Source organism: Streptomyces sp. NPDC023527 (assembly GCF_055560115.1).
In genome coordinates this window covers 579,579-593,990 of the sequence record NZ_JBVHJJ010000002.1, presented here as the reverse complement: position 1 = coordinate 593,990, position 14,412 = coordinate 579,579, and the positions used below count along the sequence as shown (strand labels likewise).

Here is a 14,412-nt window from a genome sequence, read left to right as displayed (position 1 = left end):
CAACACGAGGAGCCCTTCGCATGCCCCCCACGACCGCTCCCTCCGCCTCGGCTCCCGCCTCCGGCACCGCCGGCGCCACGGCGGCCCAGGCCCCCGCGCTCACCGAGCGGCTCGACGCCGCCCGCCCGTACGTGCTCTCCGCCTTCCGCATCGTGGTCGGCCTGCTGTTCGCCTGCCACGGCGCGGCCTCGCTGTTCGGCGTGCTGGGCGGTGCGCCCGGCAGCAACGGCGGCACCGTCGCGGCGGGCACCTGGCCCGGCTGGTACGCGGCCGCCATCCAGCTCGTCGGCGGCGTCCTCGTCATGCTGGGCATGGGCAGCCGCACAGCGGCCCTGATCTCGTCCGGTTCGATGGCGTACGCGTACTTCGACGTGCACCAGAGCATGGCGCTGTGGCCGATCCAGAACGGCGGCGAGGCTTCCGCGATGTTCTGCTGGGCCTTCCTGCTCCTGGTCTTCACCGGCCCCGGCGCGCTCTCCCTGGACCGCCTCTTCCGTCGCGACCGCTGACCGGCCGCCGGCCGACCGACAGCTGTCCACCGGCCGATCGACGACACCGCGGGGCCGGTACGGCCGGGGCCTCGACGTCACCGTGGGGGCCCGGCCCGGTCGGTTCGAGGCCGGACCCCCATGAACAGGCACGCATCGGACACCCGATTCCGCACGTTTCGCCACGTGATTCGAACAACATCACCGGCCCCCGCCCACATGCCACAGCAGCCCCAGGCGTACGCTGTGCGGTTGTGAAGGCCGCCCCTGCCGCTCCCCTGCGACGTCGCGGCGGGGGACCGTACCGGGAGATCAGGACGTGCTGCAGCAGTTGGGGGCGTTGGCCGACACGCCTTGGATCTACGTGATCGTCGGGCTGTCCGTCCTCCTGGATGTTTTCCTCCCCGTGCTGCCGAGCGGGGTCCTGGTGATCACCGCCGCCACGGCAGCCGCGGGCACCGCCGCCGACGCGGTGGGCGACGCGGCCCGTGGCCACGCCGGCTTCCCCGAGATGTTCGCACTGGTGATGTGCGCGGCGACCGCCTCCGTACTCGGCGACATGGTCGCCTACCGGCTCGCCTGGCGCGGCGGCGACCGCTTCGACCGCGCCATCGCCCGCTCCCGCCGGCTGACCGCGGCCCAGGCCAGGCTCGGCACGGCGCTGCTGCGCGGCGGCGGGCCGCTCGTGGTCGTGGCCCGCTTCGCGCCCGCCGGCCGCTCGGTCGTCAGCCTCGGCGCGGGCGTGATGCACCGCAGGGTGGCGGAATTCCTGCCCTGGTCCGCGCTGGCGGGCCTGACCTGGGCGGCGTACAGCGTGAGCCTGGGCTACTTCGGCGGCCAGTGGCTGGGCGCGAGCTGGCTCGGCACGGCGGTCTCGTTCTTCGCCCTCTTCGCGGCGGGCGTGGGGGCGGCCTACGTCGTGAAGCGCCCCAGGGCGGCGACCGAGGCACCGGCTCAGTAGCTTCCCGTAGCTCCCCTTACGGCGGCGTCCGTACCCACGTCCGAGCCGCGCGTACGACGGCGCACGCCGGGGGCGTACGGGCACCCGTACGCGCGGCCGAGACCCGGGCCAGAGGCACGGTGACGCGCCCTACGAGCGCTGGGCACGGCCGAGAACCCGGTGCCACCGCACAAGGGCCGGGTACGACAAAAGGCCGCAGCCACCGGGCGGGACGCCGTCGCTGGGCAGGACGTCGTCGCGCTCGGTGGCTCCGACCTCCGGACAGGTGAAGCGTGGGGTCACAGCCCTGTCGCGCTCAGAGCTTGGTCAGTTTCGTGTACGGGCCCGGGATCCGCTCCTGTCGGGAGGCGAAGTCCACGAGCACGGCGATGTCGTCCTCGACACCGATGACCCGGCCGAGGCCGTAGCGATCGTGTGTCACACGGTCTCCCACAACGAACCTCTGCACGGGACCGGGGACAGGCGGAGCGTTGAAGGGACTGGTGGGCAGATGCCGTCGGTGCGCTGCTGGCTTCGTCATTGCTCTCAGTATGCGCCCTCGGCGGCCCGGCGGCGCCCCCGAACGGGACGGCGACCCGGTTCCGAGTGGGGGAAACGGGCCGCCGCGATCTTGAACGGAGGGGCTCGACGGTGTGCGTCGAGCCCCTCGCCCAAGATCATTGATCTCCCGGGGACGCTTTCCGCACCCTTTCCACGGACCTATGAACGGATCCGTCCGCGAACGGGTGCGGAACCGGCCCCGCGCCCGCTCAGTGGACCTTGGTGAAGGCGTCCTTGTCGAAGGCCGTCAGACCGTTGGCCCACAGGCTGTTCACACGGCTCTTCTCCGCCGCGTTCGGGTAGGCGTTCTGGCAGGACGTGCCGGGGCCGCCGCCGGACATCAGCTCGCTGCACGGACCCGAGTAGTGGTCCGGCAGGCCAAGCACGTGCCCGGTCTCGTGCGCGGTCACGCGGGTGGAGTTGTACTGCTGGTTCTGCCGGTAGTCGAGGAAGATGTAGCCCCGGCCGTGCCCGTCGGTGCTGGCGTACGAGCCGCGGGAGTCGTTCCCCTCGTAGTAGCGGAAGTCGGCGTTGCTGCCCGCACGCAGCTGGACGTTGCGCACGGAGCTGTTCCAGATCTGCGCGCTGCTCGATATCTGGGATGCGAAGCTGGGCGCTCTGCTGGCGTCGTAGGTCACCGTGACGACCTTCAGACCGGGCGACTTCGCCGCCTTGGCCTGCGCGGACTTCATCACTGCCGCGAAGAACGCCTTGTTGTTCGCCTCCTCGGCCGCCGAGCCGACGTACGACGACGCGGTGTACGAGGAGGAGGTGGCCGCCTGCGGGCCGGCGCCGGTGGAGGCGGCTCCGGCGGGCACGGCGGTCATGGTCGCGGTCGCCAGGCCGAGGCCGAGCGCAGCCGACAGCACCATCGTGGAGCGTTTCATGTGGGGGACTCCATTCGTGCCGAGAACCCTGGGTCGCATGGGTGGGTCGACCGGGGGTCCGTCGGGTGAACTGCTGGTCCCCGAGAGTCTCTGACGAGTAATCAGTGGTGCGGATGATGCCAATTGGCCATAGGACCGTGCAATCGCCTACCCTGCCCCCGGTGTGCCTGGTGTGACCTGCGAGGTGCAGTTATGCTCCCCTCGTGGAGCTTGAGGTCAGGCACCTCCGCGCGCTTTGCGCCATCGCCGACGCCGGGAGTGTGCGGAAGGCCGCGCTGCAACTGGGCATGACCCAGCCGTCGTTGACCACCCAGCTCCGCCGCATAGAAGGCGCCATCGGCGGCCTCCTCTTCACCCGCGGCCAGACCGGCAGCCGCCCCACGCCACTGGGCCACTCCGTACTCTCCCGCGCGCGACCCATAGTCGCGGAGATGACCGCGCTGGTGGCAGCCGCCCGGGAGGCCGCTGCGAACGCGGGCGGCGCACGGCTGCGCGTGGGCAGCGTCGGCAGCCGGGTGGTGACGGGCTGGCTGCGCCGGATCCACGCGCGCTTCCCCGACACGGACATCACCATCCACATCGAGGTTTCGGCGAGCACGCTGCTCCAGCTCCTCGCGACCAATCAGCTGGACGTGGCCTTCGTCCACGAGACGCAGGGGTTCCCCCTGCACACCCCGGCGGGCGTGGAACGCCGCGTCCTCGTCGCCCGGGAACCGCGCTTCGTCGCCCTGGCCGCCGGGCATCCGGCGGCCGGCAGCCCATCGGTCGACCTCGCCGAACTCGCCCACGACCCCTGGATCGTCGACCCGACGGCCGACCACGAATGGGCGGCCCTGCGCCGCGCGTTCACGACCGCCGGCCTCAACCCCCGCCTGGTGCACGTCCGCGACAACACCACGGCCGCGGACCTGGTCGCCTCCGGCGAGGCCGTCCGCCCCTGCCAGCCCACCACGGAACCCACCCCCGGCACCGTCCTCCGCCCCCTGACCGGCACACCCCTCACCGCCGAACTCTCCCTGGCCACCCGCACCGACGCCCTGCCACCCCATGACCTGACATCCCTCTTCACCGACCTGAGCGCCGCCTACCGGGAGGCGGCCACGAAGAACGAGACGTACCGGGAGTGGCTACGGACCCACGGCAGCCCCCTCCTGCTCGGCACGGCGGGCACGGCACGGAGGGCGTGACCCCGACGTGCAAGGAAACGCCGCTGGTCTAGCCTCTCCATATGCGCATCGATGACATTTCCTCCTGGCTCGACGCACATGGCGCGAGTGCGAGCCCGGTAACGATGGCGGCCGAGTTCGACGCGTATCTCTGCACGCTTCCGTGGGCGGGCTGCGGCATCGACTGGGGAGACCTCCCGCACCGCTCGCTCGCGCTGGACGGCGTCTCGGACGACGCGGCGGTGGCATGGGCCCGGCAGACGGCCATGGCCCGGCACGACCACGTACTGCTGATCGATTCGGCGTCCGAGCCGGGAGTGGTGTGCCGCTTCGAGGACGCCGTGCGGGACTTCGAGCTGCTGTCCCACCGCCCGGAGCTGTACATGTGCGGCGTCGACCTCGTGGGCACGGAGGTACGCCCGGCCTTCGACCGGTTCATCGAGCGGCGATCCTTCATGACCTTGAACGCCCGCGTGTGAGTCCGGAAACGCCGAAGACCCCCAGCCATGAACGGCTGGGGGTCTTCGTCACGGTGGGCACAGACGGATTTGAACCGCCGACATCTGCTTTGTAAGTTCGACTTGCGGTCCATCCGGCGCCTGTTCACTGGCTACTGCCTGCGGTCGCCGTGGCCGTGCCGAGTCGCCGTTGTGCGCTGGCATCCGTGCTCGTTGATGTCAGGTGTGGATGTCAGCCCGAGCCTGCTGGCTGTGGGCTCCCCCTAAGTCCCCGCCCAATCCGGCACCATTGCGGCACGGGGGCTTCTTCGGGCCCGTTTCTTCTCCAACCAGGCACGATCACCCTCGTGTCCTGACAGACTCGGTCCAATGATCGGTGTGACTGCTGCCGAAGAGCAGCTCGAGAGCCTCGTATCGTCCCTTCCAGCTGCTGCGGTCGTGGGGGCGATGGCTCTTCTCTTCACGGTCGCTACGTTTTGGTGGCTCAACGCTCGTCTGGGAGCGTTGAAGAGCTGGGAGCCCCAGACATACGCCATGTCACTGGGTAAGGACTACGTGCGTGCACGCCTGCCACTCGTTCTGTATAACACAGGAGCCAGATCGATCGTGGTGTTGGACATGCGGATGAGATTTCTGGATGAACCCGAGGCAATTTGGCCGTTGCGCTGGACCGGCATGTCCGAAGAACTCATGCCCAAATCAACGGACGATGTCGTAGCTCCGGCAGGCTTCGCCATCGGGGGGCGGACAGCAGAACAACGAGTCGTCAGTTTCAGTGTGCCGTCACCAGGCTTCATACCTGAAGTGCGCGAGTACCAGGTGGTAATCGAAGCGGTTCTGGGGCAGCGAAAGCTGCGGCAGCGTGCACTGAGGCGGGACGGCAGGTGGCAGCCGTTTTTGCGCTTCACTCTCCGTTTGGGGATCATGCAGTACTCGGGTTCGTACGGCGCCTACTCAAACTCTCCTTGGGAACTGAAACCTGAAGATCTACGAGCGCCAGACGTCGCGATGGAGCGCCTTGCCCTTCGTCTACGAGAGGAAGCAACTAGGCGGAGAGACTGAGCTGGGTCAAGTGCCTTGCTGATAGCTGCGATGGTTCGCCCTCGTTCGCGCTTGTTCAGCGCCGTTCTCACACAGTTAGGCACTCACTTGTTTCCACTCTGGTCCTCGTGAGGCCTTCCGACCCGTAGCTCAGAGTTGCTGAGCTCAACCCGACTCTGCGGCAAGGTGGGCGTTCCACCAAGCGAGAATCCACCCTGACGCAGCGACCGCCGACCGGTCCTTACACCCCACCCAAAGCTTCATGGCGATCACCTTGCCCTTCTTGAGCCATTCAGAGAGATCGAATGACGTACAGATGGTGGTGGCGGCGATCACGCACATCGCGATGGACACTACGGGCTCGGGAGTCGAGTTCAACTCAGCACCTGTGAAAGCAGCTTATTACACCTAGCCGTCGCCAGACACGGTAGTCCTCCGCTTCAACTCGTCGTTCACTCCGGCGCCCATCCCGCCTGCTGTTGGCCTTCCTTCGTGAGGGCGGCTCCAGGGCTTTGGCCGGTGTCCTGCCCGGTCTGGGGTCGGGCATGGCCAGGGGGCCGTACGCTTGCTGGCAACTCGGGCAGGTTTCACCCCTGCCCGCAATGTGTCCGAGTGGCCCCCTGGTCTTGCTCGACGCGGGACCCGGACCGGGGAGGTGGGTATAAAGCCCTGGAGCCGCCCGGCCCTCCCACCGGCCCGTTTTTGGCCCACCTGTGGGCGCGGACGGCGACGGCGACCGGCCCCAGGGCGGAGACATGAGGGGCCGGGCGGCGGCGACGTCCGGCGCCGCCGCGTTGCGCGGCTCCAGCTCTGCGAGGATCCCGGGTGCTTGCGGCGCAGGTGGTAGGCCGGTCGGCTTCAGTCGTGGGCCTCGGCCACGCCCACGTATCCGGGGCGGGATCCGCGGTGGGCATGCCATGGGGGCGGCTGGGCACGTGCATGGGCAAGTGTGGGCTCGCTGCGTGGGCGACCACACGCAGCGAGCGAAGCGAGCCTTGATGAAGTAGGGAAACTTTGACCGCGCCGGTCGTCTTGCGGCTATGCGCCTGGACTGCTGCCATACCTACGGGGATGACACGGAATCCGGGGGGATGGCGTGAGCGAACTGAAGATCACGATTTCGGAGCATTATGGACCTGATCGGCTCTATGTGACCTTGCCTGGCGGTGTAGTTGTGGCTTGGTTGGACACCGGCACAGGTACGGTCACGATCCGGCGCGAGGAGTACCGCGCCGCCGCCATGGAGATCCTCGGCAAGCACCTTCCGCCGGCGGCTCCGGCACCTCAGGCGACGCCGCTCCCCAAGCTGCCGACACTTCCGCCGCTGACTCGCCATGACGACCTGGCGCTGAACCGCCCCGGCACCGCGATACGGAACAAGCTCAAATCCGAGGGGCCCGGACCCATGGAACGTGCCCTCGACCTGCTGCTGCGGCGCAACAATGAGTGGGACTCATGGCGCACCGGGTTGGCCGGCGAGCGGCGTGTGGGCAAGGAATTGCAGCGTCTGTCGGGTGATGGATGGCGTGTGCTGCACTCCGTGGTTCTTCCGAGGCAAGTGGACATCGACCACCTGCTGATAGGGCCCGGCGGGGTGTTCAGCATCAACACCAAGGCACATCCTGGGAAGGCCGTATGGGTCGGCGACGACTCGGTCACGGTCAACCACGGCAAGCCCCACCCCTACACCCGTAGGAGTCGCTATGAGGCCAAGCGTGTTCAGCGCGTACTGGAGAGTCATAGCGGCTGTGCGGTCGCAGTGGTGCCTGTCCTGGTCTTCGTCGGCATAACCGAGCTGAAACAGGTCCCGACGTTGCTCGATGTCAAGGTCTACCGCGATCGGGAGATCGCAGCACTCGGGCCTGAGACCGGCGTGCTGGACGTACGACAGGTCGAGCGGCTCTACGAGATCGCTCGTCACCGTCAGGTGTGGCTGACTGCCTGAGGAACCGGATGCTCGGCCGCCGCAGACGTTGGTGTCATCTGTGAATGTCAAAGACCCCCAGCCGTGATCGGCTGGGGGTCTTCGCGCTGGTGGGCACAGACGGATTTGAACCGCCGACATCTGCTTTGTAAGAGCAGCGCTCTACCGCTGAGCTATGCGCCCTGGACGAAGAGACAGCCTACATGGCCGGGGGCGGGTGGTCGCAAACCCGGATGGGGGGCTTCCGGATGGTGCGGGGGTTATCCCTACCTCCGAAGCGGTAGAGGGCTACATTCCGTGGCCGGTGATCGCTTCGTAGGGTGATCGGCAGAGCCCGATGCCGTCCTGCCCTACGGAGTCCCCACGTGAATGCCCGCACTCGTTCCGCCGTCCGGCTGCCGCTCGTCGTCGGCGGGGTACTGATCGCCGGGGTGGCGCTGGCCGGGTGCGGCAGCGCCGATGCCGACGGCGCGAAGCCGGAGTACAAGGCGTTTCCGCTGGCCGGGCGGGAGCTGACCGTGGATTCCGACAACTCCTCGATCGAGCTCGTGCCGGGGGACGGCAAGGAGGTGAAGGCGACCCGTTGGTTCGACGGGTGGACGCTGGGCGGGTCGACCGGGGTCTCGTGGGAGATGGACGGGAGCACGCTGAAGCTGCGCGAGCACTGCTCCGGGGTCAGCTCCCAGTGCCAGACGAAGCACCGGATCGAGGTGCCGCGCGGCGTCAAGGTCACCGTCAAGGACGCCAACGGCGGAGTCCGGGCGCGCGGCTTCAAGAGCGACCTGACGGTCGACTCGCGCAACGGGGAGATCCGGATCACCGACTCCGAGGGGGCCCTCGACATATCCACCGACAACGGCAACGTGATCGCCACCGGCACCGGCTCCCGCCAGGTCAAGGCGAAGTCCCACAACGGCAACATCAAGCTGGCACTGAGCCGCGTACCGGACCGGGTGGACGCCTCCGACAAGAACGGCAACATCACCATCGACCTGCCGCGCGGCTCGTACGCCGTCGACGCCGACAGCGACAACGGCACGACCACCGTGGACGTCCCCCGCGACGACGCGAGCGGCCACTCCGTCTCCGGGCGCAACGCGAACGGCAATGTGAAGGTCCGCATCGCGAACTAACCGCCCCGTGTGTTCGTCCTTAACGGTGGGAGAATGGCATCCGGGCCAGGGGCGATCCATCGGGAGAGGGCAAGTGACGGCGACCTTCGCGCAGTCCGTACGACCGGCACGTCGCCGTACCAGCGCTGTGACGGCCCTGGCCACCGCGGTCCGCGACACCGTCACCCTCGCGCTGCTGCCCGTGCCCCTGCTGCTGGCCGTCGCGCCCGCCGCCTTCGCCGGCGGCGGTACGCGCCGCTGGGGCTGGGGCCGCGGCGAGGGGCAGCGGGCGGACGCGCAGGCCGCGAAGGACGCGGCGGCCTCGGCGTTCTACGAGCTGGACACCGCCCAGCGCGACCTGCGGATCTCCATCGAGACCATCACCGCCGTCGACCCCTCGCCCGCCGCCCGCAAGGCGGCCGGCGACTTCGCGGAGCTCGGCCACCGCATCGACCAGGTCTCCCACACCTACATCACCGCCGTCGACTCGCACGACCTCGACCGCGACGACCTCGACGCCGCGGCCGCCGCCCGGGCCCGTACGGACCTGACCAAGGCCAAGGACGAGCTGCTGCGGGTCAAGGCCGACCTGGAGCGGTTCGGGCAGAGCCTCGGACCGCTGCTGGCCACGGCCGAGACCCAGCTGGCCCGGCTCGCGCCCGCCGTGGAGCGCACCCGCCAGGGGCTGCTCGCCGCGACCACCGCGCTCGACGCCGTACGGGCCTCCGGGCTCAAGGCCGACGACCTGGCCGCCCGCCTCGCGGCCCTCGCCCCCGAGCTGACCAAGCTCAACCAGGGCGCCGGACAGCACGGCGTGCAGGAGACCATCCAGCGCGCGGACCGGGTCCTGCGGGAGGCCGAGGCGATCCGCGGTGAGGCCGACGCCCTGCCGCAGAAGGCCGCCGACATCGACAAGCGGCTCGTGTCGCTGCGTACCCGCGCCCAGGCGGTCACCACCCGGGCCTCCGGCGTCGAACCGGTCCTCAGCGAGCTCCGCCGCCGCTACAGCGCCGCGTGCTGGCAGGACCTCCAGCAGGTGCCGGAGGAGGCCGCCCGCGCCGTCGCCCAGGCGGAGGAGAAGCTGCGGGAGGCGCGGACGGCGCGTGACGAGCAGCGCTGGGCGGACGCGCTGGCCCACCTCTCGACCGTACGAGCCCTGCTGAACAGCACCGGCGAGGCCGTCTCCGCCGCCGGAGACCGGCTGCGGAGACTGGACGAGGTCTCCTTCGACCACCAGAAGGAGGTCGACCGCACCCGCTTCGCCATCCGGGACGCCCAGCGGCTCGCGATGGCCGGGCGCAGCACGCCCGACCCCCGCCATGCCCGGCCCCTCGACGACGCCGTGGCCCGCCTCGACCGGGCCGTCGCGGCCCTGGAGGGGCGGCATCCGGATTGGTGGGCGTTCCTCACGGAGGCGGAGGCCGTGCGGCAGGCCGTGGCCCAGGTCGTCCAGGAGATCCGTGAGGAGCGCGGCTCCGGGCAGTGACGGGCGGGTGACGTGGATGGCGCGGATGGCGCCCGGCCGCCGCTGGCTATGCTGCTCTTATGCCTCGCTATGAATACCGCTGCAAAGCGTGCGGTGACACGTTCGAGTTGAGCCGGCCCATGGCTGAGTCCTCGGCGCCCGCGGTGTGCCCTTCCGGGCATGAGGAGACGGTGAAGTTGTTGTCCGCGGTCTCTGTTACGGGGGGCGCGCCGGCGCCGTCCGGTGGTGGCGGTGGCGGGTGCTGTGGGGGTGGCTGCTGCGGCTAGGGGCAAGCGGAGGTCTTTCCTCTACCCGCCCCTTCCCGAACCGGGGCTCCGCCCCGGACCCCGGTCCTCAAGCGCCGGACGGGCTTGATCAGTGGGGACCCGCTACCCCACCCTCCGCGCCACCGTCACCCCGTCCGCCACCGTCAGCATCACCGACTCCATCCGCTTGTCCGCGGCCACATGTGAGTTGAACCGCCGCACATGCGCCGCCGGGCTGCCCTCGGTCGGGGCCAGGACGTCGCCGCTGAAGAGGACGTTGTCGGCGACGATCAGCCCGCCGGGGCGGAGTCGCGGGACGAGTTCCTCCCAGTAGTCGATGTAGCCGTCCTTGTTGGCGTCGAGGAAGGCCAGGTCGATGTGGGGCTCGGCGGCCATGGCACGCAGCGAGTCCAGGGCGGGGGCGATGCGCAGTTCGACGCGGTCGGCGACGCCCGCCTCGGCCCATGCCTCGCGCGCGTAGGCCGTCCACTCCTCCGAGATGTCGAGGGCGATCAGCTTGCCGTCGGCAGGCAGCGCCTGGGCCATGGCCAGGGCCGACAGGCCCGTGAACGTCCCGACCTCCACGATGTGCCGGGCGCCGGTGAGCCGTACGAGGAACGCCAGCAGCGGAGCCTGCTCCTCGGCGACCTGCTTGATCGCGTGACGGGGCAGCGCGGCACGGGTGATGTCCACCAGAGCACGCTGCCCCCGGTCGAGCGGCGGGTTGTGCGCGAGTACGTACGCGTACAGCTCGGGGGTGATCCGAGGGCCCTTGAACTCTGTCATGGACTTCTCCTCAACGGCGGGGAGTTACGGCTCCGAGGAGCCCGGCGACACCCCCCGCAGATTACGCCGTCGCCTCCCCGAACGCCCTCAGGATCTCCTCACCGGCCATGACTCCCCGCGCCGTGAGCGCGGTGACGTGCGGGGCGGTCCAGCCCGCCTCGGCGAGCTCGCCGTGGCCCGGGCGCCAGCCGCGGTCGGCGGCCAGCAGCAGGTCGGCGTCGAGCAACGAGTCACCGGCGGCGAGCACTTCGGTGGCACCGATGCGCCGGGCGACCTCGCCGACCGCCGCGCTCTTGGTGAGCGGACCAGGCACGGCGTAGAGCTTGCGGCCCTGGAGCGACACGGACCAGCCGCGGGCCTCGGCCCACACGGACAGCTCCTTGACCCACTCGTCGGGCAGCAGCGCGCGATCCACGACGAGGTAGGCGAACAGGTCCTCGGCGGTGCGCTCCTTGAGCAGCCACACCGGGTCGGCGGTGCGCACCAGACGCGTACGGACCTCGTCGAGCGTGGCGCACTCGGCGGCCAGCCGGCGCTCCACACCGCGCCGCCAGCCGGGGTCGGACTCGCCGCGTACGAGCAGCTCGCCGCCGTTGGCGCAGATCGCGAACTCCGGTGCGGGGCCGGGCAGCCGGATCCGACCGTACTGCTCACGGGTGCGGGTGGTGGTGGGGACGAACGTGACGTCGCCGGCCAGGGCGGCGAGCGCGGCGGCCGCGGTCTCCGTCATGTACGACAAGGGCTTGTGCCCGTAGACCTCGACGCACAGCAGGCGCGGGGCGTGGGCGTCGGGCATGGTGAGGCCGAGGGCCGCCGCCGAGTAGATGAGCGTGCGGTCGAGGTCGCTGGCGACGAGGTGCGTCACTGGCCCGCCACCGCCTTGCCGTCGGCGCCCGTGGCGCCCCGGGTGTAGCGGGGGTGGATCAGGCCGACGCAGCTGTACGGCAGGCCGTCGACCTCCTCCACCGGCACCCCGCGCTGGGCGGCCAGCAGCCGCACATGGTCGAGGTCCCGGCCGACCCCCCGCTGGGCGAGGATCTTCCACGGAACACGGCGCAGCAGCACGCGCGTGGTCTCGCCCACCCCGGGCTTGACGAGGTTGACGTCGTGGATGCCGTACTCCTCGCTGATGCGCTCGACGGCCGCCCAGCCCTCCCAGGTGGGGGTGCGGTCGGCGGCGGCGAGCTCCTTGACGTCGACGGCGACGTCCTGCTCGACCTCACCGAACCGGGCCACGACCGTGTCGAGCAGGGCACGGGAGACGTCCGCGTCCGCGAGCTCGCGGTAGAACTTGGCGCCGTGGAAGTCGTCCGGGCCCACGAGATCGGCGCGCAGCACCGTGCGGGAGATCAGCCCGGAGACGGTGGAGTTCAGGCACGCCGACGGGATGAGGAAGTCGTCACGGGTGCCATAGGTCCCGACGCAGTGGCCGGGGTCGGCGAGGACGGCCATGCGGGGGTCGAAGCCCTCGAATTCGCGTACGGCGTCGGCCAGTTCACGCGTGATGGCGCCCTTGCCGGTCCAGCCGTCCACGAACACGACGTCGGAGGGGTCGTGGTGGGCGGCCAGCCAGCGCAGGGCCGTGGCGTCGATGCCGCGGCCGCGCACGATGGAGACGGCGTAGTGGGGCAGGTCCAGGCCGTGCGCGTGGCGCGCCCAGCGGCGCATCAGTACGCCGACGGGCGTCCCGGCCCGGGCCAGCGACACCAGCACGGGCCGGGGCGAACGCTCGGCGAGAACGGTCTCCGTCACGACACCGACGGCCCGCGCCATCCGGGAAGCGGAGGTCTCCAGGGCGGCGTGGAAGAGCGCCTGGTAATCGGCGCTCGGCTGATATTCGACCGGCAGCGACTCCGCGTAATGCGCGCCGCCGCTCTGAATGGCCTCCTCGCGCTCCTCGGTGGGTGCCTCCAGGGTGACTCCGGAGAGGTCCTGGAGCAGCCAGCCGACGTCGTCGGGCTCGTAGGAGGAGAACGCGGGGCCGCGGAGCGGTCGGGGCATGGTGCGGGCAACCTCGGGGGTGTAGGACGGGACGACGGCGAGCAGGACGTGCGGGACGTGACCGGCGAGCTGATCCAACAGCCCACCGGGGCTATGCAGTTCGGGGTTGTCACCATGCGAATCCACGACGACCACGACCGCGTCGAATCCGCCACCCACGACGTTGTAGGCGTACCGCGGGCCGGCCCCGTCGTCGGGACGGTCGTGAGCGGGAAAGGCGATGCGCGACCGGATCGCGTAACCGGGATCGTCGACAGGAAGCACGGGCGACCGGGTCGTGGTGGAGAAGAGGACCTCGGCGGCGTCACCGAGGGCGAGCTCCAGGGCTTCGGCGATCCGCAGCGGCGCGTACATCAGCTCCTCGTTGCCGAGGACGAGCACCCGGCCGACACCGCCGGGGAGCGCGTCGAGGACCCGGCGGGCCATGCCGGGCAGGGCGGCCGCCAGCCGCTCCCGGTGCACGGGCAGGAACCCGTGCCGCCCGCCGTCGGGCACCCCACCGGGCCAGCCGAGGTCGATCCGCGCGGGGGCGGCCGACGAAGCACGCCGCACCCCACCCCCCGAGGCCACGGCCTCGGCTTCGTGCTCCGCAACGAGCGCGGCCCCCCGCTCCAGCACCCCGGCCGGCAGCCGCACCGACCCGGAGGCCAGCGCGACCAGGTCCACCCGCGCCCCCAGCTCGGCCGCGAACTCCGTCAGCCGGGCCCGATCGGCGTCGGAGCGCATGTCGACCAGGGCGACGACGACATACCGGTCGCGCGGGAACCTCGCGTGCAGGGCCGAGATCGTGTTCAGGACCGTACGTCCCGTGGAGAACTCGTCGTCGACCAGGACCAGCGGCCCGTCGCCGGACAGCAGCGCGGGATCCTCCGGCAGCAGCAGATGCGAGGTGGCGTGGCTGTGCTCCTCCTCGAAGCCCCCGACGGGCGGCACGCCGGGGACCGATCGCCGGGTGGAGTGCAGATACGGCGCGAGGGCAAGGCCGTCGGCGACCGCGTTGCCCAGCCCGGTGGCGGTCTCCGCGTAGCCGAGGACCACCGCCCGGGCGGAGTCCGCGTCACCGAGCAGCTCCCGCACCCGCGCCCCGAGGCCGGCGCCGATCCCGTACACGTGCGTGGGGCGGCTGGGCACGTGCTTGCCCAGCACATGGGAGACGAGCAGATGCGCGCGCTTGGGATTGCGCCTCAGCGCGAGGCCCAGCAGGCCACGCAGCCGGTCGTCACCCTCCAGCCCCACACCCAACCGATCCGCGACCCACTGCCCGGTCCACACCGGACCGCCGCCCTGCACCACGCCGCCGCCCCCCGTCACGCCGCC

The 14,412-nt window shown here is 70.5% G+C and carries 15 protein-coding genes and 1 tRNA gene; 9 read left to right on the top strand and 7 right to left on the bottom strand.

Annotation, left to right across the window (positions count from 1 at the left end; genetic code table 11):
- Positions 1 to 20 precede the first annotated feature (20 nt).
- Both ACZ303_RS06230 and ACZ303_RS06225 read left to right on the top strand, forming a co-directional pair.
- Positions 21 to 509 carry a DoxX family protein gene (locus ACZ303_RS06230; protein WP_467335530.1) on the top strand — a complete coding sequence of 163 codons (489 nt, stop codon included), beginning with the start codon at positions 21 to 23 and terminating at the stop codon, positions 507 to 509.
- Between the two features lie 298 nt (positions 510 to 807).
- Complete coding sequence (locus ACZ303_RS06225) at positions 808 to 1,449, top strand: DedA family protein (RefSeq protein WP_467335528.1); 642 nt, start codon at positions 808 to 810, stop codon at positions 1,447 to 1,449.
- A 295-nt stretch (positions 1,450 to 1,744) separates the two neighbouring features.
- Here the strand turns inward: ACZ303_RS06225 and ACZ303_RS06220 are convergent, their stop codons facing one another.
- Together ACZ303_RS06220 and snpA are read right to left on the bottom strand one after the other, a co-directional pair.
- Complete coding sequence (locus tag ACZ303_RS06220) at positions 1,745 to 1,969, bottom strand: hypothetical protein (RefSeq protein WP_215080954.1); 225 nt, start codon at positions 1,967 to 1,969, stop codon at positions 1,745 to 1,747.
- 229 nt (positions 1,970 to 2,198) lie between these two features.
- A complete protein-coding gene (gene snpA, locus ACZ303_RS06215) occupies positions 2,199 to 2,876 on the bottom strand; it encodes a snapalysin (RefSeq protein ID WP_467335526.1) in 678 nt (225 codons plus the stop codon).
- A gap of 203 nt (positions 2,877 to 3,079) precedes the next feature.
- Here snpA and ACZ303_RS06210 point away from each other — a divergent pair, with 203 nt between their 5' ends.
- The 3 genes from ACZ303_RS06210 to ACZ303_RS06200 all read left to right on the top strand — a co-directional run bounded on the left by ACZ303_RS06210 (position 3,080) and on the right by ACZ303_RS06200 (position 5,562).
- Entirely contained in the window at positions 3,080 to 4,063 is a 984-nt protein-coding gene (locus ACZ303_RS06210; RefSeq protein ID WP_467335524.1) for a LysR family transcriptional regulator, read from the top strand.
- 41 nt (positions 4,064 to 4,104) lie between these two features.
- Positions 4,105 to 4,521 carry a hypothetical protein gene (locus ACZ303_RS06205; protein WP_467335523.1) on the top strand — a complete coding sequence of 139 codons (417 nt, stop codon included), beginning with the start codon at positions 4,105 to 4,107 and terminating at the stop codon, positions 4,519 to 4,521.
- Between the two features lie 348 nt (positions 4,522 to 4,869).
- Positions 4,870 to 5,562, top strand: a complete 693-nt coding sequence (locus ACZ303_RS06200) for a hypothetical protein (RefSeq protein WP_467335521.1) — start codon at positions 4,870 to 4,872, stop codon at positions 5,560 to 5,562.
- Positions 5,563 to 5,706: 144 nt separating this feature from the next.
- Here the strand turns inward: ACZ303_RS06200 and ACZ303_RS06195 are convergent, their stop codons facing one another.
- Positions 5,707 to 5,877, bottom strand: coding sequence for a hypothetical protein (locus tag ACZ303_RS06195; protein WP_467335519.1), 171 nt, complete (start codon positions 5,875 to 5,877; stop codon positions 5,707 to 5,709).
- A gap of 760 nt (positions 5,878 to 6,637) precedes the next feature.
- On the opposite strand from ACZ303_RS06195, the gene ACZ303_RS06190 reads away from it, so the two are divergent.
- Positions 6,638 to 7,486, top strand: coding sequence for a nuclease-related domain-containing protein (locus ACZ303_RS06190; RefSeq protein ID WP_467335517.1), 849 nt, complete (start codon positions 6,638 to 6,640; stop codon positions 7,484 to 7,486).
- Positions 7,487 to 7,573: 87 nt separating this feature from the next.
- Here the strand turns inward: ACZ303_RS06190 and ACZ303_RS06185 are convergent.
- Positions 7,574 to 7,648 (bottom strand) — tRNA-Val (locus tag ACZ303_RS06185).
- A 182-nt stretch (positions 7,649 to 7,830) separates the two neighbouring features.
- Between ACZ303_RS06185 and ACZ303_RS06180 the strand changes: the two genes are divergently transcribed.
- From ACZ303_RS06180 to ACZ303_RS06170, 3 genes are all read left to right on the top strand, one after another.
- Entirely contained in the window at positions 7,831 to 8,598 is a 768-nt protein-coding gene (locus ACZ303_RS06180; protein WP_467335515.1) for a DUF4097 family beta strand repeat-containing protein, read from the top strand.
- A 73-nt stretch (positions 8,599 to 8,671) separates the two neighbouring features.
- Entirely contained in the window at positions 8,672 to 10,063 is a 1,392-nt protein-coding gene (locus ACZ303_RS06175; RefSeq protein WP_467335513.1) for a hypothetical protein, read from the top strand.
- 59 nt (positions 10,064 to 10,122) lie between these two features.
- On the top strand, positions 10,123 to 10,329 hold the full coding sequence (locus ACZ303_RS06170; protein WP_467335511.1) for an FmdB family zinc ribbon protein: 207 nt from the start codon (positions 10,123 to 10,125) through the stop codon (positions 10,327 to 10,329).
- Between the two features lie 102 nt (positions 10,330 to 10,431).
- Here the strand turns inward: ACZ303_RS06170 and ACZ303_RS06165 are convergent, their stop codons facing one another.
- From ACZ303_RS06165 to ACZ303_RS06155, 3 genes are all read right to left on the bottom strand, one after another.
- Positions 10,432 to 11,094: an O-methyltransferase gene (locus ACZ303_RS06165; RefSeq protein WP_467335509.1), complete on the bottom strand. Its 663-nt coding sequence runs from the start codon at positions 11,092 to 11,094 to the stop codon at positions 10,432 to 10,434.
- A 61-nt stretch (positions 11,095 to 11,155) separates the two neighbouring features.
- Positions 11,156 to 11,890 (bottom strand): HAD family hydrolase, encoded by a 735-nt coding sequence (locus ACZ303_RS06160; RefSeq protein WP_467335820.1) that lies wholly within the window; start codon positions 11,888 to 11,890, stop codon positions 11,156 to 11,158.
- 65 nt (positions 11,891 to 11,955) lie between these two features.
- Positions 11,956 to 14,406, bottom strand: coding sequence for a phosphoribosyltransferase (locus tag ACZ303_RS06155; RefSeq protein ID WP_467335507.1), 2,451 nt, complete (start codon positions 14,404 to 14,406; stop codon positions 11,956 to 11,958).
- Positions 14,407 to 14,412: the final 6 nt, after the last annotated feature.

Coding starts and splice junctions, on each gene's coding strand:
- ACZ303_RS06200 (WP_467335521.1), top strand. CDS start 4,870: ATGATCGGTGTGACTGCTGCCGAAGAGCAGCTCGAGAGCCTCGTATCG.
- ACZ303_RS06160 (WP_467335820.1), bottom strand. CDS start 11,890: ATGCCCGACGCCCACGCCCCGCGCCTGCTGTGCGTCGAGGTCTACGGG.
- ACZ303_RS06205 (WP_467335523.1), top strand. CDS start 4,105: ATGCGCATCGATGACATTTCCTCCTGGCTCGACGCACATGGCGCGAGT.
- ACZ303_RS06170 (WP_467335511.1), top strand. CDS start 10,123: ATGCCTCGCTATGAATACCGCTGCAAAGCGTGCGGTGACACGTTCGAG.
- ACZ303_RS06230 (WP_467335530.1), top strand. CDS start 21: ATGCCCCCCACGACCGCTCCCTCCGCCTCGGCTCCCGCCTCCGGCACC.
- snpA (WP_467335526.1), bottom strand. CDS start 2,876: ATGAAACGCTCCACGATGGTGCTGTCGGCTGCGCTCGGCCTCGGCCTG.
- ACZ303_RS06165 (WP_467335509.1), bottom strand. CDS start 11,094: ATGACAGAGTTCAAGGGCCCTCGGATCACCCCCGAGCTGTACGCGTAC.
- ACZ303_RS06220 (WP_215080954.1), bottom strand. CDS start 1,969: ATGACGAAGCCAGCAGCGCACCGACGGCATCTGCCCACCAGTCCCTTC.